Source organism: Flagellimonas beolgyonensis (genome assembly GCF_003992615.1).
GTDB classification, from domain to species: Bacteria; Bacteroidota; Bacteroidia; order Flavobacteriales; family Flavobacteriaceae; genus Flagellimonas; species Flagellimonas beolgyonensis.
In genome coordinates, this window is record NZ_RZMY01000013.1 from 131,650 (window position 1) to 149,926 (window position 18,277).

Sequence of the window (18,277 nt, forward strand, 5' to 3'; positions counted from 1 at the left end):
CCTTTGGTTTAATTGAAAATTTGGAGAAGAAAAATTTCAGGAAAATCTCGTCAGCTTGTCGCAAAAGCTTAAAATTTCGCTGATGCGTAAATTTCTAAGCACTTGCTCAAATACTCACCCAAATTTAAACTTATTTTTTTGCTCCTTGAATATTATGTCAAATAGAAAAAACTATTTCACTTTAGAAATAAGCCCGTATACAGTATTCGAATCTTCTAAATCAGTCCTATAAGATTTGTATAGATATGTATTCTCATTTAAGACTTCAATAATTTCCACTTTAATCAATCCCCCTATTTTGTGTTTGTCCTTGGCTAGTGGGAGTTTAAGAGTTTTTAAAGTGTAAATATGGTCGGCAACCCAATTAATTTCATAAACTTGACGCTGGTCTTTAAATTCTGTTTTTTCAATTTGCTTCTTTTTCCTACGAACTATTTTAGTGTTTATGTAGGCTGGATTATGGTATTTATATATCCCAGAATGAAAAGCCTTACATAGTTTCTGTTCCTCTTCGGATAATGATTTAGTTTTTAAATTCTCATTGACAAAATAGTAAACTTGCTGCCAACAATCATTTGTCATCTTCATTGGGTAAATCAATTCTGCTTTCTTAAAACTCTCTACACATCCCAGTTGCCAGCCCTCATCCTTATATGTTGATTTTTCTTGATTTACAACAATATTATAACGTTTACCCTTATCATCAACACAATAATCTAAAACCACAGTACCAACTCTTTCTACATTGTTTACAAAAACTTGGGAAAACATATTTGTAGTTCCGACAACTGACACTAAAATCAAAAAAAATATTATATTCATTATATGTTGGTTATTCCTTTTAAAGTGATTCCTTTCTTTTTTCTTGATACTTCGGCTGCGCTCAGCAGAACTAAAAAAGAAACAAACCTGCCTGCCGGCAGGCAGGAAATCAAGAAGAAATGTGAAGCATTCACGAATACCTTTGAAAAACATTAGACAAGTGCTATGAGTAAAATATGCTTCCACGCGCTCTTTGTGTCTTAATAGCTTCGCTATTGGGCATTTTACGCCCCAACACAAAGCCCAGGGCAATGGCTCTTTGTGCCCAGCCACAAATTCACCCCGACGCCGGCCCGCATTTTCTTCTGGCCTAACTCTACCTTTTTAAAATGGGAACAGTTCTTTATCATTCAAAATTTTGTTGAAATCAGGAATGTTTGGTTGTAAAGCTTCCTGACCTATGAATTTATTATATTCCTCATCTGAAATTCCATTTTTTAAGGCTTTAAATGCTTCACGCGCATCATATTTATCTGGATCTTCTTTAATATCTGCAATATTCTCGACTATTGTTCTCATTACATTTAAATGCGTTTTGTAATATGGTTTTGAACTATCTAAATATGAGTTCATTTTATCGATAATTCCTCTTGATGAGTATTTGAGTAAGTTTGGATTGTTAAGATATCGGGAGCATGTTCCAAGACACGAATACATATAGATAAGAATTGTATTTTGCACTTCTTCAGAATAGTAGTGCAATTTATCTCCAAAAAGCTGAAATAATTTTTCAGCCTGTTCCCTACTGCCATTGGTTATTTCTTTTTCAATTTTTAACACATATGATTTGATTATATGTTCCGAAACAACTGTTTCTAATTTTTCCATACCGAATTGAACAAATGTTCTTGCTGAATAATTATCTTCTTCCTCGGAGTTAAGATAAAAGGAAATAAATTTTTGATACAATAAGTCTATTTCATTTTGGTTCATTTTATCCAGTATATGTCTAATTATTTTCCTGGAATGAGCATCTGTTTGGAGTTTGGAGAAAACATCTTCAGCTTTACTACCGTAGAGTTCAGGATGCTTGTGTTCAACACTATTTATAACCATATTGACAAGTCTACATGCTATAATTGCTTTGTCTTCATTTATTTCTGATTTAGACCTAAGCTCTTTATTTGGGTGAACATAATTTCTATACTCCCGAATTACAGAGCTTAAATCTTTTGTTGTTTTTGAGATTAGGCCAACAGATTCTGATAAATCTATAAGTTCAATAAACTTCAACTTGCCAATTTTATTTTTTGTAGTTCCGCTTGGCGGATTATTAAGCAGAAATTCAAGAAGTAATGCTTCGATTATGGAACCTGATAAAACCAATACTGCCTTGAATGCTTTAGCCTCAAGGCAATTATTCATTTCGATGTAATCACGAATTAGAATCCTTTTAAAAATCTGATCTTGTATAAAATTGAAATCCTGATTCATTTTATAGTTTAAGGTTGTTTATTTTATAATCTCATGCCCTATCTGCAAAACATTTCTTTATTTGCTCGGTACTAACAGCTCTCTAATATCCACACCCAGAGCTTCTGCAATTTCTCGCAAAGTTTCAAGTGAGGGTTGCATCTCATTTGTACACCATCGGGAAACAGTAGTTCTGCTCTTCCCTACTTTTTCGGCCAGCCATTTATTGGTTCTATCCTGTTCTGCAAGGACTACTCTAATTCTATTGATTGGCTTTTTAGTGCTCATATGAATCGTTTTACGTTAAATCTGTAGCATTTTAAACAAACTTAGTTCTCTAATTCGCATTTAATTATTAACTTTAAACGATAATTGTATTCCATTTTAATTTAATTATGCATCGTTTTAATTAATTTTTTAATATTAAAACGTATCATATCTGTCATTTATGCTTTTTTCAACAATTAAATAACCAACTCCATGAATCCCAATGAAATTAACCTACTTCCCCTACTCTCCTACTTTGTAGAATGCCATGAGGGAGATTTACTTTCCTTTACCCAATGGTTGGACAAAGCCATTTATATGTTTCACTATCTCCCCACAGATTCTTTTTCAGAAACGGAACGCCAAAATATTTGCCATGTGCTCATGGAGTTAAAGGAAGCTATTTTAAAAATCCATGTTGAGCAAACTAATTGTGCTTAAACCCATTCCATACACTTTCACCTCCCCCACTCCCTTCGACTTCCTGCCTGCCGGCAGGCAGGCGCTCAGGAAAGACTCCGGTAACACAAGAACAGTATCGAACAGCACACCACCTAATCTGGAAAGTCTCGTAGCCTTTGCAGCTAACCGAGGTACAAATCCCTTATATTAGTGGCGAACCTTTAAAAAAACATCCATGTATTGGAAAAGAATACCATTGTGCTTGGCCCTAGTTGTTTTGCAGACCGGTCATGGTCAACAAACTGAAGGTAAACCTGCTGGCTCCACTTCTTTCTACAAAGACGTTACAAAAACACATTTGCCTTACCAAGACCTGCAATTGCTCAGCATGGATGCCGGAATTGCCGATTTGGACCAAGATGGGGACATGGATATTGTGATTGCCAATGAGCATAGACCCAACATTCTGCTCATTAATGATGGAAAAGGCATGTTCACCAACGAGAGTGCCCTGCGGATACCCCAGGTAGATCATGACAGTGAGGATATTGGCATTGCCGATTTTGATCAGGATGGTGACCCGGACATCATCGTGGTCAGTGAGGATGACAAGACCAATGAGCTCTATTTGAACAATGGCGATGGCACTTTTATGGATGGTGGAGACAGAATTCCGGTGACCGGAACCTCCAATTCCGTTGTTGTTTTTGATATAACTGGAGATGGCGCCCCGGATATTTTTATAGGAAACAATGGTCAGAACAATATCCTGATCAATGACGGAACCGGCCATTTTACAGATGAGACCCTTGTGCGGTTAGGTGCCTTTTTGGATGTTACACAAGACCTTACCCTTGCCGATGTAGACAATGACGGGGACCAGGATCTGCTGGTGGGCAATGAGGATGCCAATAGAATTTTGATCAATACTGGAAATGGCTATTTTGAAGATCAATCTTCCGATAGGCTCCCCTACCGCAGTGAACCCGAGGAAACCCGCGAAGTGGATGTGGCGGATATTGATGGGGATGGTGATCTGGACATTTTGTATGGCAATGTTCAGGCTTTTGTAGACAATGCCCTAAGGCAAAACCGGTTGTTGCTGAACGATGGAAAAGGCTTTTTTACGGATATTACCGCCAGCCATTTGCCCAAAGATGACAATCGTTGTTTTGGAGTGGCCTTTTTGGACATCGATCGTGATGGTGATCCGGATATTATGACCGGAAATACAAACGGGCCCCGATTTGGCGGTAACACACCCTACAGCGTTTATCTCAACAATGGTGAGGGAAAGTTCATGGAAGCAACCGACAAAATCATTCCCGAGGGCATATCCGGACGAGGTTTTGACATCGATTTTGTGGACCTGAACGGTGATGGCATCAACGATCTTTTCCTAAGTAATCGTGGTTCACAGGATTTTCTGCTTTTTGGCATCAAAAAATAATCAATGGACAAGGTTGCCCAAACCATATATTTTTAAGGAAGTTCCATGATGATGTTTTGAACCCAAAGACAACGATTGATTTAAACCATCCTGGTTCATTTCCTTTTAAAGAGGGCCAACCTAAAGGTCAACACCACCAAAACAAGGGATATGGGAATAAATAGGGCCCTTTCCATTTCGCCTTTTGCGGTAAGGTTTCCTATTAAACTGAGGGTAAAAAAGATTGCCAATAGAAGATTTCCGGTAATTTTCATAATACAAATTTGAAGCAGTTTACTGCCCTCAATTGGTCCTTTAAAACAAAAAAGGAAAGAACCAGATGTAATCGGGTCCTCTCCTTTCAACTATTGTACATCCAAAGGGTGTCGGTGTGGCTTTCTAAAGAATCTCCACTACTTCCAGGTCGAACACCAAATCGTGGCCTGCCAAGGGATGGTTGGCATCCAAAATAATATCGTTTTCTTCCACTTTGGCCACCCTGAACTGTTGTTGCTGACCTTGGGCATTGGAGCCTACCAACCCCATACCCACTTCAGGCTTAATATCTTCCGGCAATTGCGATTTTGAGATTTTTTGAAAAAGGGCTTCATCCACCTCTCCGTAGGCATCTTTCTTATCGATCGTAATGGTCTTCTTTTCGTTGACGGCCATATCGATAAGTCCTTTTTCAAATCCCGGTATAAGCTGACCCTGACCCAAGGCTACTTCCATAGGTTCTCTTTGCAATGAGCTGTCGAAAATCTGCCCATCTGTTAATTTACCTGTGTAATGTACCCTAACGGTATCATTCGCTTTTACTTTACTCATAATTTTGTTTTACGCTTTTAAAATCAATTTGTTGCAAATATACAAGGTATAAAATGGTTCAACGAATTCGAAGTCCTAAGCGTTGCCAATCGGGGATACAATACGGTGATTAAGGCGTTAGATCACCAATTTTACTTCTCAATGATCAAGTTCTCTGCATATCGCAATCCTGAAACGAGCAGGTTTTTACGGTTCTTTGCCTTTTCATTGAAAGAATCGAGTGTTTCGCGATTTAATTTTCTGCCCTTGATGAAGACGGTGGATGGATTTTTCAATGTCTCAAGATCCAATAACGGATTTTCGTCGACCAATATCAAATTGGCCACCTTGCCTTCTTGAACCGTGCCCAGGTTGCCCATGATCTTGTGGGTATTGGCCGCGTTGATGGTTGCTGTTTTCAGTACCTCATAATTGGACATGCCGGCTTCTTTATAAAAGGCAAGCTCCTGATGTACAGAGAAACCCGGAAGCGTGACACCAATGCCTGCATCGGTACCGCAAATAATGGTGACGCCAGCTTCATGGAGTTTTTTGATGATGTACAGGTGAAACTCATGTTGGTTTTTAATCCGATCTACCACTCCGTCATCCTCCAATTTGGCATTGTGCCATCGATCAAACTGGGCCTTGCTGTCCTCCATTTTTATGAGTGGGTTCATATACCCCATTCCCTCCGACTCCAAAATGTGATCGTCCTTCATCATTTGGTAGATGTTGTTGAAAACCACCAAGGTGGGGCAATGCCTACTGTATTCAGCTTCTTCATAGAGCTGGATCACATCATTTAACGTAATCGTGTCCAGCTTATATTCCAACGGTTGTTGCACAAACTCCTCCGTATGTTCAATGGATTTGATCTGTGGATCAAAATGGAAGGAATAGGGCACTTTTTGGGAAGGATGCGCAATAATGTCCACCTCCGATTCCCGAGCCTGCTCCAGTACCGCAGTGAAAAGTTCCGGCGTTAATCCGTAGTAGGTTTTTATAAAATCGTAGCCCCGCTCCTTGTAGTCAACCACTTTATCCTTGGCTTCTTCGGAATCTACCAAATTCAGGTTGTCATCGCCAATAAATTCAGGTCCGGTCAGTTTAGGGCCCGAAGAAAATAACAAGGGCGAAATAATCTCATTATTGTTGATGTCTTCCTTCATGCGCAAATGCATGGGCATGCCCCAAACATTGCGCACCGCCGTAACTCCGTTGGAAAGGTAAAGGCCCAATTCGTACCGGTCCCAAACATGCACATGCATATCGATCAGTCCGGGCATCAGGTATTTGTTTTGTGCATTCACAATTTCCACGCCATCAATGGCAAGCTCATCACCAATGCTTTGTATGATTCCATCCTTCACGTACACCATTTTGTTGGCTAAAACGGTGTCCCTATCCATGGGAATCACATTCACATGGGCAATCACGTACGAATCCTTCATTGCGGACGGGTTCTTCTTAACCTTCAGGTAGCTGGTGCCCTGAGCATCAATTGCTATGATGCTAAAAACAACAATGATCAAAAGCCCAATTAGGGCAACAACAAATTTTAATAGCTTTTTTATTAGTTTCATTTAGATACGTTTCTCTGAAAGCCTTTACATGGGAATGTTTCTAATGCTTTTGTTATGAAATTTCACGTTTTAGATGGGTAGAACAAAAAGGCTGTCTTGCACATGGACAAGGCGTAATTTTTATACTTCGATTTGTCTCACTCCAACAAGAAATGTTACGTTTTCAAACAAATATTTTAAGCTCAATAAGGTAATGAAAAATGCCCCATACCGAAACCACATCCAATATGGGGCAATTGCCAACTATTGGGATTCGCTGGCCAATACCTTTGTCTTGGTTGAGGTTGACTGCTCCCCTTTTAACCCAAACAGGGGTCGTAAAAACCAAATTCTTCTTATCAGAAATTCATACAAAAGATAACAAACCGCGAAGGTGAACACCGTTACCCCCAAAAATTGCCATACGGGGTGTATGGGGATGTGCAAGATCAAATAAGCACCCAAATACATTACAAACATATGGATGATGTACACCGGATAGGCCGCCTGGCTCAAATATCCCAATACCTTACTGGGTTTGTTCAGATATGTATAACCAAGACCGAACACCCCAAAAATCCAGCAATTGGATTCCAACGCCATGAGATACCCAGGTGCCTCCAAGTTGAACGCTACGTAACGTAAGATATACAACCCAAAAGCCAGGGTCAAATAGCCCCACTTCCATTTTTTAACGGTCGCCCAAAAATGCGGACCACTGTACACGAACAGATAACCGAAAAAGAAGGCCAGGGCACCCAAAAAGAACCCATGCCAGGTCTCGGCATACAGCGAATAGATCTGTGGTTTCACCAAATAGGCTTCCAACATAAAAAACAGGGAGATCAACAACGGTCCTATAGGATTGGAAAACACCTTGTCCAAAAGTTTTTTGAACTTCCCCCCTTCCCTATTTTTCAAAAGATAGAAGATGGGCAGGAACAACAAAACATACGCGAAGATGTTCCCTAAAAACCATAGGTGTCCCATGTGTGGATAATACCCGAACGGCAGCTTATAAAAAGCCTGGAACAGATACATGTGCAAGGGAGCTATGGCCACAATACCGATCAGAAACGGCACCAAAATACGACGGGAGCGTTCCCCGATCAGCTGTTTCCAGTTACGTTTACGCATCGCAAAGTAGAGCCCCATACCCGATACAAAAAACAGGATCGGGATCCGCCACACATTGAGCATGGTCATGGGCACCCAAAGCGTTTCCAAAGGTTTTTCGCTGCGCACAAAACCCACGAACATGGCCCAAGGTTGAAAAATAATGGCGATATGATAGATCAAAAGCAATGCAATGGTGACCACCCGTAGCCAATCGATATCGTGTCGTCTATCAGTTTTCATGACTTTTCGTTTTTTGGATTTATTGCAACATCATGGCAACCACGGGACGGGTCTTTTCCACTTCGGCCATATCAAGATTTAAACCGATCGGGGCCAATTGTTGTTGCATCATTTCATAAATGGGTTTAATATTCTCAAATGGACCCATTACCGTTTCTCTGGGCGTTACGCCAAAGTTGTTTTTAACGGTTTTGTCGGCACCGGCATCCATTAGCATCTGAACCGCTTCTACCCTACAAAAAAAAGCGGCCACATGCAGTGCCGTGGAACCATCATTGTTCTTGATGGACAGATCGGCATCGGCATCGATAAGGGCCTGTGCAATATCATTTTTCTCAAAGGTGATTGCGGTGATCAAGGGGGTGGCACCACTCAGGGCATCCTTTTCGTTGATGTCGGTTCCGGCTGCGATGTGCTGTTTTACCACATCAAGGTTACCGGTGACCACGGCAGCCTGCAGTGCCATATCTGGAGCCTTGACCTCGGTTTGGGCCGTGCTGGTTGCATCGGACTTTTCTTTTTGTTGTCCACAGGCTGTTAAACTTACCGCTGCCAGCAACACTACATAACTTACTTTTTTTACGGAATTGAATTGAAATTTTCTCATGACTTTACATTTTGATTTGTTGAACATTAAATTTTACAGTACAAAGTTCCCGTAAAGGCCGATGCAGGACCAATCACCTATGCTGCGAAGGATGTAAGGGGTGCACAAGGGATGAAAATTATGGTGCAGGGATATAAATTATGCGGCAAAACATGCATTTTAGCCATGAAAATGAATCACTTATATTTGTGCAATGCAACGCACCTGCCAATCCTAAAAACACTATGTCGGAACAACCCAAAGGGCTAAAATTTACCGATCAGGCCAAGGCCATAGTCCTGGAAAATCTGGACAACGAACACTTTGGGGTTTCCGAATTGGCAGCGGCCATGCACATGAGCCGCTCCAACCTATTGCGCAAGTGCAAAAAACAGACCCAGCTCTCGGCCAGCCAATTCATCCGACAAATTCGATTGGAAGAGGCCATGGAACTGCTCAAGGAAACCGACCTGACCGTTTCCGAAGTATCCTATCGGGTAGGTTTTGGCAGCACCTCCTATTTTATCAAATGTTTTCGTGAGCACTACGGCCATCCGCCCGGGGAAGTGAACAAACCCGGTTTTGAACCGTCCGTACAAATTGCCGAGAATCGCACAGTTGGGCAGCGCTATAAATGGTCGTTGGTTGCGGCAGCCATCTTGGTTCTTCTAGGGTTGGGGTATATTTTAATGCCCAACTCCCCTACTCCCATTCCTTCTGAAAAAGCGATAGTGGAAAAATCCATTGCGGTTTTGCCCTTCAAAAATGAGAGCAGCGATTCCACCAACCTCTATTTTGTGAACGGTTTAATGGAAGCTTCGTTGGGCAACCTGCAAAAGATTGAAGAGTTGCGCGTCATCAGTCGTACTTCGGTGGAAAAGTACCGGCATTCCGACAAAAACATCGGGGAAATTGCATCTGAGCTCAACGTGAATTACATAGTGGAAGGCAGTGGACAAAAAATTGGCGATCAAGTGCTGTTGAACATCCAACTGATCGATGCAGCTACAGATACCCGAGTGTGGGGGGAACAATATACCTATGGGTTGGTGGATGTATTTGCCCTTCAGAACGAAGTGGCCAAAAAGATCGCCGATGCCATCGAGGCCAAGATCACCCCATCCGAGTTGGAACAAATCGATAAAAAACCCACGGATAACCTCGTGGCCTACGATTATTTCCTTCAGGCCCAGGAACCTTTTAATCGACAAACCATTGAAGGACTTTTGGAGGCTATTCCGTTTTTTGAAAAAGCGGTTGGGGAAGACCCACAATTCGCATTGGCCTATGCCGATCTGGCGATAGCCTACTATTATTTGGATCTGTACAAAAAGGAAAAACAGTATACCGAAACCATAAACAACTATGCCGACAAGGCGTTGTTGCATGATTCCAAATTAACCGAGAGTTTGATTGCAAAGGCCTTGTATTACGAACACATTGGGGAGTACCGATTGGCAGTCCCCCATTTGGAAAAAGCGTTGGAGTACAATCCCAATGCATCGGGGGTGGTAAATATGTTATCCTCCCTTTACGCCAATTCCCTACCCGATACCGGTAAATATTTGGAATATGCCCTAAAGGGCATTCAATTGGATATCGCCAGCAACGATTCCATTGGAAAGAGTTATATCTACCTGCACCTGAGCAATGCCTTGATTCAGTCGGGGTTTACCGAGGAAGCCTTGACCTACATCCAAAAGTCCAGTGCCTACTATCCCGATAACTATTATGCACCCTACCTAAGGGCCTATATTCTGTATGCTCGGGACAAGGACATCGAGCAAACCTTGAAATTGGTGAAAGCCGAACTGCAAAAGGATTCCACGCGGCTTGATATATTACAGGAAGTGGCCAAGTTGCATTACTTTCAAAAAGAATTCGACAGTGCCTACCCCTACTACAAGGCTTTTGATGACATCCGAAGGACCCAAGGATTGTACATTTACCCCCAAGAGGATATTAAAATTGGCGTCACCTTTGAACAAATGGGATTCCAGGAAGAAGCGGATAGGCTATTTACCTCGTATACTGAATACTGCGAAAACGACCAATCCATCTATCAACCGGCGAGTATGGCGGTAAAATATGCCCACGAGGGCAAACTGGACCAAGCCATTGCCGAATTGAAGAAGTTTTCCACCAAAAACCATTTTCAGTACTGGATCATCTTGTTCATGAAATTGGATCCCGCTTTACAACCCCTCGAAGTCCACCCAGAATATAAGGCCGTTATGCAAAAAATCGAAGAGCGGTTTTGGGAAAACCATGATCGGTTAAAGAAAACCCTTGAGGAAAAAGGGTTACTCTAAACCTTTGCTTCGTTTTAAACACATTGGATGTCCGCATCGGGCAAGGGGCGGTACGAATAGTACTGCAATACCTCTTCCAAGGCCAGTTTCAATGCTTTGTTCACCGGGACGATCTTACTGCCCAGTTGATAGTCAATCTGGTTCAATTGCATGTAATAATCCGTGAACACGGGCACATACAACCCTTGAGCAATGGCTTCCGAAACCGTTTTATAGTTTTCGGCCTGTCCCTCCCTAATGATCTTGCAAGTGGCCAATCGCAAACTGCCGTACTTGTCCCTCGTGGCGCCAAAACCAAACAACCTGCAGATCAATCCACGGTAGGGGTAGCTGCCACAATGACCATGACCTTCCACCGATAAGGGTTGGAACAAAAAACAATGGGAACGAGGGTTACTGTTCAGGGTATCCAACATCTGTTCCGCTTCACCTATTAAAAAAAGATGGAATGCCCAGGGCAAAAACTCCAAGGGTGAGGCCTCGATATGGGGATAGGAACAGCATTTTCCACAGCCTGAGACACAACCCAGACCTGATGTCTGCTGAAATTGGGCGCTCTCCTTTTCCAATTGGCCGAACAACTGTTCCACCAATCGCACTTTATGATCTAATGTCAGAAATTTTTGTTCGAAGGTATGTCAAATTTTGACACGCAAATGCAATTCCTTATCAAATATTTTTAGGTGAAATTGGGGCGAAAAAGGCCTGTGCAGCAGCATCAATAAGCAATGGAAACCTCATTATATTGGACCTTTTCGATTATCTCCTCCCGATTGCTGTCCACTGTGCGGGAATATAAATCCTTGGTGACCGGGTAGGCCTCGAGTTCCCCTTCCCAAAGATCGTCGTTGATGATCCGCAACACATCGTAAGCGGTATTACCCTGGTGTAACCACGATTCCACATCTTCATCCTTTAGGATGACCGGTCTCCGACGTTCGGTTTGGGGCTCTTTATTGTGGATTTTGTAAAGTAAGGCATCCTCTTTGGGCAAGGCCTGTCGGGTCAATAAAGTGAAGGTATTCCGGCCATCCGCATTGGTGGAATAGATACCGGCCAAATAAATGGGATCGTTGTTCTTGCGATGAATGTAAAAGGGTACCTTAAACTCCTTTCCCTTAACCTTTACATGGGTGTTGTGGGGTTCAAAAAAGCCGTCCACCGGAACAATGCACCGCTTTTGCAACGGTTGGTAATGCTGCGCATAATAACCGAACAGCTTCTCACTCTGGGCATTGAGTCCGCCAAAAGATTTCAAGTTTTGCTTAAAATAGGCTTCGTAATTATGCTGTGGTTCAGTTGATGGCATAATCCCCCAACGCGCCGCTACCAGTTTACCAGGATCTTCTTGGGGAATCATCCACATTACGGGATGTGACCATCCGTTGGCATGAAAATAAATGAGTTCCAATTCCTCCTGTGTCCCCTCCAAGGGAACTGCATCAAAGATCTTGGACAACTCCGATTTCTTCCGTGTCTGGCGCGTGGAATAGCACATCGTTTGAGGTTGTTTTCTAATTACACTTTATTATTAATTACCCATTTACTTTCACCCTCACCTTTAACCTTTAACCTTTAACTTTTACCTTTTACCTTTAACTTAAAACTTTCAATTTTCAACTTATTACTTAAAAGCTACCCCAGCCCTTCGAACAGCGCCAACGCCCTATCAATTTCTTCCTTGGAATTATAGATATGCACTGAATGACGCAGCATTTCACTACCCACCGAACGGGGTTGCAAGCGTTCCTTTTCCCATATATTTCTGCAATTCCGGCCCTGACATCCCAGCTAGGCCGTATGTGGCAATGCCCGCTGCCATGTCCTCATTGGTTAAAGAAAAAATGGTAACATCTTTCTTAAGGATAAAGATTGTTGTTAACCAACCATCCATAGGACTCTCTCAACTCATTTACTTTATCAACGGTCGTCTGGTCGATTAATTCCGTACCAGGATTATATTGAAAGTCTATATTTCCTCCTGTGATGGAATTAATAACAGTATTATCGTAAACACCTGAAATTATTTGATCTAATTTACTTTCCGTAAATTGATTCAAGCCAATATGAAGCAATGATATTAGGGTGTTGTTGGACAAATTCAAATCACTTAAATTATTGTTTTGAATACTTAGGGATTCCAATTTTAAATTATTGGATAAATCTATTTCATCTATCAAATTATCTTTAACAAACAAACTAAATAATTCTGGGCTATTTGAAACGTCAATAGTACTGATTTGATTATCATATAACTCAAGAAAAACAAGACTTACATTATTCAAAAAATCGATTTCAGAAATATTGTTTGACCCAATATTAAGATAAACTAATTTGACATTATTTGTAACATCCAACGCAGACAAGTCATTAAGATGTAATCCTAACTGTTCCAATTCCAAGTTGGAACTAATATCAATTTGAGTCAATGCATTTCCGTATGCAATCAAAGTATTTAATTTAGTATTGTTTGTAACATCCAAATTGGAAAGTAGATTATTCCCAACAAGCAATGTCTCCAATTCCAAATTTTGGGAAACATCCAAACTTGTCAATTCATTATCATTAAAATGCATTGCCTTCAGTTTTGTGTTTTTGGTAACATCAATACTGGAAATTTTGTGATGTCCTAACCAAATTACCTCTAGTAAATTGTTTTGAGTAATATCAATTGAAGAGAGCTGTCCCCCATACGCCCCAAATTCTTTGAGCATAGTCAGATTATTCAAATCAACAGAAACCAGATTAGTGTAATAATCATCTTCAGATACACTCTTTAAAATCACATTAGTCAAAACCTTAATAGCTCCAATAATTTTTATCCCATAAATACCGTTTTGTTCATATTTGTGGGTTATCTCTTGATTTTCAGTAACTTCACTTTGGTTCGATACATATTCTTCAATAGTGCCATCGCCCCAATCAATTTGATACGTTGAACCTGTCAGCGATTTCAAGGAAATTATTTTTGTTGTTATGCTTTCTGAATCATCAACGGTTAACGTAAAAAATTCTTCGGCTACAGAAAAAATAAGGTCATCTTCCTCATATCCAAATTCTACCCAAGAAAAGCCTGCAGCTTCAATATTTTCAATAGGTGTATTATTTGAATCCGCTTCTTTAACCGTAAAATTATATGGCAATGAAGTTCCACTAAACTGAGATAAAGCTGAATTGGCTTTTGGCACTAGGGAAATCACAGTATCATCAGAATCCACTACAATAAACTCCGTTAATTTGTAAGCTCCGGGGTCCAACTTTATTTCTTCTGTAACAAAATCACCTCCCTGTTCAACAACATCAATCTTTTGTCTACCCAATACTGTACTGCCCTCACTGGTCTCTATACTTACAAAAACATAGGCCGGTATAAATTCCTTTGCTGCTAAATCGGTTGATCTCTTGGAAGTAATCTCTTTGTTGGTAATACTAAAAGATTGTATCCCTTGCTCTACGGCACGTGGGGTTTCTGGAATGTTTGGGGTTAAAGTTCCTTCACTTTTCGAGCAAGAAATAAAAATGCTTAAAAAGAAAAGAAAAGCAAATGCTTTTCTCATAAATAGATAATTAAGTTTGTTAAATTATATGTATTTCGATGTAATGTTAAAAATAAGAAATAGAAATAAAAAACTTACATGATTACTATAATAGGTCAAATTTTCCGACAAAACAGTCTTAACTTTCCAAACCTTCTAATACAATATAAAAGGAAGCACCGTTAAGTGCGTTTCCTATCTTATTGTAGTTATTTATTTCTTAAATACTTCGCAGGAATATCCTTGCCGTCATTGGCACTCATGGTCCATACCATATTGGCAATCCACCATCGCCCGTTGGCATAGATCAATTGGTAACTTCCCACCCCTTTTCCTGTTTCACCTTCAGAGTCTTTCCCTTCAAAACTTTGAATCACCTGCGCCATGCCGTTGTATTCCTCAACAATTTCTCCCATCCCCTCCTCATGATAACCCATGGTATAGTAGTCGTCCGTTAAGGTTAGTAAGAATTCATCCAGGCTCATGGTCTCCTGCATATATTCCCCATTCTCCTGACCCACTACACTAAAATGGGCCGTTGGCAAGAACAGGGTCCGAAAATAGGCCGTATCTATTTTTTGTCCCGGTATTACTGATATAACTCGTTGCGTCTCACGCACCAGTGCGTTGGCATCCTGAAAAACGGGGTTATCCTGTGCATAGGTCAATACCGCAAAAAATAATACTGTTAAACTCACACCAATCTTCATACAGTTCATTTTCAATTCTAATCTGTTAATAGCGTTTTTCACTTTAGATTTCCTTACACCTTATACCTTACACCTTTCACCCTTTAACTTTAACTTAAAACTTTCAATTTTCAACTTATAACTTAAAAGCTACCCCAACTCCTCTATCAAATTCAACGCCCTATCAATTTCTTCCTTGGAATTATAGATATGCACTGAATGACGCAGCATTTCACTACCCACCGAACGGGGTTGCAGGCGTTCCTTTTCCCACATGTATTTTTGCAGTTCGGGGCCTGACATCCCTGCTACCCCATACGTGGTGATTCCTGCTGCCATGTCCTCATTGGTGGAGGAATAGATGGTGACGTGTTTCATTTGTTTGAGCCCATCCCGTAAGTGCATGCCCAGTTCCTTGATGCGGCCGATCCAAGCCTCGGCGCCAATGGTATTGAAAAAGTCCACCGCGGCATCGTACCCGGCCAAAAGTCCAGCGTTGCCCGTACCGTTTTGCATTAACCGGAACCCATGATCGTCCTGATTGTCCCAATTGTAACTGGCAATGGTGGTCCAAATATCGCCCACCACGTCTTTATTGATGAACAACAACCCACTCCCTGCAGGGGCCAACAACCATTTGTGCAAACTGGAATAATAGGCATCGCAACCGATGTCCTTCACATCCACATGTACGTGGCCCACGCATTGCGCCCCATCCAAAATGGTGAAAATGCCCCGCTTTTTGGCTTCGGTGCAGATGGCTTTCACTGGCATCACTGTTCCAAAACCCGAAATGATATGTGGAATGGCAATCACCTTGGTCTTTGGCGTCACCTCTTTAAAAATGGCATCCACCACTTCTTGCGGATCATTTGCCGGTTCCGGCATCGTCGCCTGTTTGTACACACAGCCCTTGCGTTTGGCCAATACCTGCCAAGCCCCGAATCCACCACCATGTTCCTGATTGGTGTTGAGGAGTTCATCCCCTTTTTTCAGGTCAAGGCCCATGCCCACGTAGTTCATGCCAAAGGTGGCATTTTGGGTCAAGGAGATTTCTTTAAAATCACAGTTGATGATCTTCGCCAACTTGGTGCGCAGCTCCTCATACGGAAAGTAACCCGTCAACAGTTCCGGACCAGAACCGTCCTTGTAATCCACCGTAGCGGCCTCCACATTCCAATGCATCATGTGGTCGAACATCTTGTCCAGCACATAGCCCGAGGTTGGGCCCATGGTACCATTGTTAAAATACGTCTGACCCTCCTTCAATGGAAATTGCTTGCGGACCATGCTCCAATAAGCATCATCTTTGGCTGCTGCATGTTTCAGCGGGTCAAGAGACCTATCTTTTTTGGAATCGAAGGACAACAAGGGCAAGGACATCATGGCCGCTGCGCCTTGTTTTAGAAACTTTCTACGTTGAGACATGTGATTTAAGGTTGGTTGCCTCTAAAGTTAAACATTCCCCGAAAAAAAAACCGTTTCAATACATGAAAGCATTTGTGAAGTTTTTGCTTATTTTGAAACGATCATACCTTTTAAAGACCATAAAACAGACAGGACATCCTTTTTAGAATCTTCATCCACGCTATTATCGTCCAATGCCTTCATAATATCATCCACAACATGGTAATATTCACCCGGACTGATGTTCATTCCCGTGTGGGCAGTTACCATATCCAACCCGGTATAATGCGCCGGTCCACCGCTACCTGCACTAAAAAAATCAATCGTATGTTCTTTGATAATTTTAAGTCGTTCCGTTTGGTCTTTTAAAGGGAGAAACCTTGCATTTACCGCAGGGTTTTCCATATGGTTGTTTATTGTGGTATCCACAATGGCAGAAATACCTTCCCTACCTCCAAGTCGTTCAAAAAGTGTGCGTTCCATATATTAGTTTTATTTGTTGCGTATAATTGGATGTTCCATTGGTCAAGAGGTCGAACTTTTGCTTCAATAACCTTTAGACGAATCAGAAAATTGGCTAGGAAAATTGGTCAACGATTGGTGCCACTACAACCATTTAATGGTCGGTTGCTCAAAGAATGAATGAACCTAATTGATTTTCAATAGGTTATTGGTAAATGTAGTTAAAATAAATGCAACAAAAAATTAAATTGAATTTTAGGAATTGTCGATTGTGGTTGATGGTTGTTGGTTGTTGGTTGTTGGTTGTTGGTTGTTGGTTGATGGTTAATCGTTTTTGGTTGACGGTTATTCATGTTGCTTAAAATATATGACCACTGACCACTGACCACTGACAACTGCCTACTGCCTACTGCCTACTGACCACTGCCTACTGACCACTGCCTACTGACTACTGACTACTGCCCACTAACTACCGACCACTAACTACCGACCAGTTCATCTGTCATGAAACCCCAATCCCTGCATGATCTTGGGGATGTATTTGTCGATGCGCGCCTCACGTGTCTTCGATTGCTTGGCTCCTGCAAAATACAACAAATAGCCTTTTTGTCTACCGGGGCTCAATGCTTCAAAAGCCGTTTTCAGATCGGGATCAGCGGCCAATCGTTGCTGGAATTCTTCAGGTACCTCATATTCCTCAATTTTTTTGAATTGTACCTTTTTTCCGGATTCCTGAACGGCAATGGCGTCGAACACCAACGCTCGAAGGGCATCCTTCAACTCCAAGATACGGGCTGTATCGGTAAACTTCACCACCCTGCCCGCTTGGGTGTTTTCGCCCGGTTTTTCCAAAATACCCAACTCATCTTTCAACAAGGCCCCTTTAAAAAAACTGAGGGAGCAATACTCCTTAAAAGCGGCCACCATGGCCACATTCCGTTTTTTGTGGGTATAATTGGGCACGCTCCACTTTATTTCCTCGGTAAGGCCAGCCTCCAGCATAATGCTGCGCAACAGCTTCAATTCCTCCGTCCAACGGTGTACCTTGCAATCGGGGGTCCCGCCCAAGGGGCAGCGTCCACAGCCTTCCATTAAATAAGCATCAACTTCTGGGTTCATTTTATGATGGTTAGATATACAAGCGCTTTTTCAAAGAAAATGCAAATTTGTTGAAGATTCACGGTTACTTCTCCCCTTTTTGTTTCAATAACATTAAACAAT

At 41.5% G+C, this 18,277-nt stretch carries 18 protein-coding genes; 3 read left to right on the forward strand and 15 right to left on the reverse strand.

The window, feature by feature from the left end:
* Positions 1-171: 171 nt before the first annotated feature.
* The 3 genes from EO131_RS07350 to EO131_RS07360 form a co-directional block, all read right to left on the reverse strand.
* Positions 172-822, reverse strand: coding sequence for a hypothetical protein (locus tag EO131_RS07350; protein WP_127020415.1), 651 nt, complete (start codon positions 820-822; stop codon positions 172-174).
* 324 nt (positions 823-1,146) lie between these two features.
* Positions 1,147-2,256 (reverse strand): hypothetical protein, encoded by a 1,110-nt coding sequence (locus EO131_RS07355; RefSeq protein WP_127020417.1) that lies wholly within the window; start codon positions 2,254-2,256, stop codon positions 1,147-1,149.
* A 57-nt stretch (positions 2,257-2,313) separates the two neighbouring features.
* The gene (locus EO131_RS07360; RefSeq protein ID WP_127020419.1) at positions 2,314-2,523 is read right to left on the reverse strand and encodes a helix-turn-helix transcriptional regulator; all 210 of its coding nucleotides are present in this window, start codon (positions 2,521-2,523) and stop codon (positions 2,314-2,316) included.
* 192 nt (positions 2,524-2,715) lie between these two features.
* Between EO131_RS07360 and EO131_RS07365 the strand changes: the two genes are divergently transcribed.
* Together EO131_RS07365 and EO131_RS07370 are read left to right on the forward strand one after the other, a co-directional pair.
* Positions 2,716-2,943 carry a hypothetical protein gene (locus EO131_RS07365; RefSeq protein WP_127020421.1) on the forward strand — a complete coding sequence of 76 codons (228 nt, stop codon included), beginning with the start codon at positions 2,716-2,718 and terminating at the stop codon, positions 2,941-2,943.
* 196 nt (positions 2,944-3,139) lie between these two features.
* Entirely contained in the window at positions 3,140-4,354 is a 1,215-nt protein-coding gene (locus tag EO131_RS07370) for an FG-GAP repeat domain-containing protein (RefSeq protein ID WP_127020423.1), read from the forward strand.
* Positions 4,355-4,449: 95 nt separating this feature from the next.
* On the opposite strand, the gene EO131_RS17120 is transcribed toward EO131_RS07370, so the two are convergent.
* The 5 genes from EO131_RS17120 to EO131_RS07390 form a co-directional block, all read right to left on the reverse strand.
* On the reverse strand, positions 4,450-4,608 hold the full coding sequence (locus EO131_RS17120; protein ID WP_164731644.1) for a hypothetical protein: 159 nt from the start codon (positions 4,606-4,608) through the stop codon (positions 4,450-4,452).
* A gap of 124 nt (positions 4,609-4,732) precedes the next feature.
* Entirely contained in the window at positions 4,733-5,161 is a 429-nt protein-coding gene (locus EO131_RS07375; protein WP_127020425.1) for an FKBP-type peptidyl-prolyl cis-trans isomerase, read from the reverse strand.
* 131 nt (positions 5,162-5,292) lie between these two features.
* Positions 5,293-6,726, reverse strand: a complete 1,434-nt coding sequence (locus EO131_RS07380; RefSeq protein WP_127020427.1) for an amidohydrolase family protein — start codon at positions 6,724-6,726, stop codon at positions 5,293-5,295.
* A gap of 243 nt (positions 6,727-6,969) precedes the next feature.
* Positions 6,970-8,064 carry an acyltransferase family protein gene (locus EO131_RS07385; protein ID WP_127020429.1) on the reverse strand — a complete coding sequence of 365 codons (1,095 nt, stop codon included), beginning with the start codon at positions 8,062-8,064 and terminating at the stop codon, positions 6,970-6,972.
* Between the two features lie 19 nt (positions 8,065-8,083).
* On the reverse strand, positions 8,084-8,671 hold the full coding sequence (locus tag EO131_RS07390) for an ankyrin repeat domain-containing protein (RefSeq protein ID WP_127020431.1): 588 nt from the start codon (positions 8,669-8,671) through the stop codon (positions 8,084-8,086).
* Between the two features lie 224 nt (positions 8,672-8,895).
* Here EO131_RS07390 and EO131_RS07395 point away from each other — a divergent pair, with 224 nt between their 5' ends.
* A complete protein-coding gene (locus EO131_RS07395; protein WP_127020433.1) occupies positions 8,896-10,962 on the forward strand; it encodes a helix-turn-helix domain-containing protein in 2,067 nt (688 codons plus the stop codon).
* A 14-nt stretch (positions 10,963-10,976) separates the two neighbouring features.
* On the opposite strand, the gene EO131_RS07400 is transcribed toward EO131_RS07395, so the two are convergent.
* From EO131_RS07400 to EO131_RS07430, 7 genes are all read right to left on the reverse strand, one after another.
* Positions 10,977-11,552 carry a YkgJ family cysteine cluster protein gene (locus EO131_RS07400; RefSeq protein WP_313790030.1) on the reverse strand — a complete coding sequence of 192 codons (576 nt, stop codon included), beginning with the start codon at positions 11,550-11,552 and terminating at the stop codon, positions 10,977-10,979.
* Positions 11,553-11,680: 128 nt separating this feature from the next.
* On the reverse strand, positions 11,681-12,460 hold the full coding sequence (locus EO131_RS07405; RefSeq protein WP_127020437.1) for an SOS response-associated peptidase: 780 nt from the start codon (positions 12,458-12,460) through the stop codon (positions 11,681-11,683).
* A 361-nt stretch (positions 12,461-12,821) separates the two neighbouring features.
* Positions 12,822-14,519, reverse strand: coding sequence for a leucine-rich repeat domain-containing protein (locus EO131_RS07410; RefSeq protein WP_127020439.1), 1,698 nt, complete (start codon positions 14,517-14,519; stop codon positions 12,822-12,824).
* Between the two features lie 188 nt (positions 14,520-14,707).
* A complete protein-coding gene (locus EO131_RS07415) occupies positions 14,708-15,208 on the reverse strand; it encodes a hypothetical protein (protein WP_127020441.1) in 501 nt (166 codons plus the stop codon).
* Positions 15,209-15,337: 129 nt separating this feature from the next.
* Complete coding sequence (locus tag EO131_RS07420; protein WP_127020443.1) at positions 15,338-16,615, reverse strand: aminotransferase class V-fold PLP-dependent enzyme; 1,278 nt, start codon at positions 16,613-16,615, stop codon at positions 15,338-15,340.
* Positions 16,616-16,702: 87 nt separating this feature from the next.
* Positions 16,703-17,077: a group I truncated hemoglobin gene (locus EO131_RS07425; RefSeq protein ID WP_127020445.1), complete on the reverse strand. Its 375-nt coding sequence runs from the start codon at positions 17,075-17,077 to the stop codon at positions 16,703-16,705.
* 474 nt (positions 17,078-17,551) lie between these two features.
* On the reverse strand, positions 17,552-18,175 hold the full coding sequence (locus EO131_RS07430) for a YdeI/OmpD-associated family protein (RefSeq protein ID WP_127020447.1): 624 nt from the start codon (positions 18,173-18,175) through the stop codon (positions 17,552-17,554).
* Positions 18,176-18,277: the final 102 nt, after the last annotated feature.

What these genes read in the sequence shown, in the direction of transcription:
- EO131_RS07350 (WP_127020415.1), bottom strand. Translation starts at nt 822, where the DNA reads ATGAATATAATATTTTTTTTGATTTTAGTGTCAGTTGTCGGAACTACA.
- EO131_RS07355 (WP_127020417.1), bottom strand. Translation starts at nt 2,256, where the DNA reads ATGAATCAGGATTTCAATTTTATACAAGATCAGATTTTTAAAAGGATT.
- EO131_RS07360 (WP_127020419.1), bottom strand. Translation starts at nt 2,523, where the DNA reads ATGAGCACTAAAAAGCCAATCAATAGAATTAGAGTAGTCCTTGCAGAA.
- EO131_RS07365 (WP_127020421.1), top strand. Translation starts at nt 2,716, where the DNA reads ATGAATCCCAATGAAATTAACCTACTTCCCCTACTCTCCTACTTTGTA.
- EO131_RS07370 (WP_127020423.1), top strand. Translation starts at nt 3,140, where the DNA reads ATGTATTGGAAAAGAATACCATTGTGCTTGGCCCTAGTTGTTTTGCAG.
- EO131_RS17120 (WP_164731644.1), bottom strand. Translation starts at nt 4,608, where the DNA reads ATGAAAATTACCGGAAATCTTCTATTGGCAATCTTTTTTACCCTCAGT.
- EO131_RS07375 (WP_127020425.1), bottom strand. Translation starts at nt 5,161, where the DNA reads ATGAGTAAAGTAAAAGCGAATGATACCGTTAGGGTACATTACACAGGT.
- EO131_RS07380 (WP_127020427.1), bottom strand. Translation starts at nt 6,726, where the DNA reads ATGAAACTAATAAAAAAGCTATTAAAATTTGTTGTTGCCCTAATTGGG.
- EO131_RS07385 (WP_127020429.1), bottom strand. Translation starts at nt 8,064, where the DNA reads ATGAAAACTGATAGACGACACGATATCGATTGGCTACGGGTGGTCACC.
- EO131_RS07390 (WP_127020431.1), bottom strand. Translation starts at nt 8,671, where the DNA reads ATGAGAAAATTTCAATTCAATTCCGTAAAAAAAGTAAGTTATGTAGTG.
- EO131_RS07395 (WP_127020433.1), top strand. Translation starts at nt 8,896, where the DNA reads ATGTCGGAACAACCCAAAGGGCTAAAATTTACCGATCAGGCCAAGGCC.
- EO131_RS07405 (WP_127020437.1), bottom strand. Translation starts at nt 12,460, where the DNA reads ATGTGCTATTCCACGCGCCAGACACGGAAGAAATCGGAGTTGTCCAAG.
- EO131_RS07410 (WP_127020439.1), bottom strand. Translation starts at nt 14,519, where the DNA reads ATGAGAAAAGCATTTGCTTTTCTTTTCTTTTTAAGCATTTTTATTTCT.
- EO131_RS07415 (WP_127020441.1), bottom strand. Translation starts at nt 15,208, where the DNA reads ATGAAGATTGGTGTGAGTTTAACAGTATTATTTTTTGCGGTATTGACC.
- EO131_RS07420 (WP_127020443.1), bottom strand. Translation starts at nt 16,615, where the DNA reads ATGTCTCAACGTAGAAAGTTTCTAAAACAAGGCGCAGCGGCCATGATG.
- EO131_RS07425 (WP_127020445.1), bottom strand. Translation starts at nt 17,077, where the DNA reads ATGGAACGCACACTTTTTGAACGACTTGGAGGTAGGGAAGGTATTTCT.
- EO131_RS07430 (WP_127020447.1), bottom strand. Translation starts at nt 18,175, where the DNA reads ATGAACCCAGAAGTTGATGCTTATTTAATGGAAGGCTGTGGACGCTGC.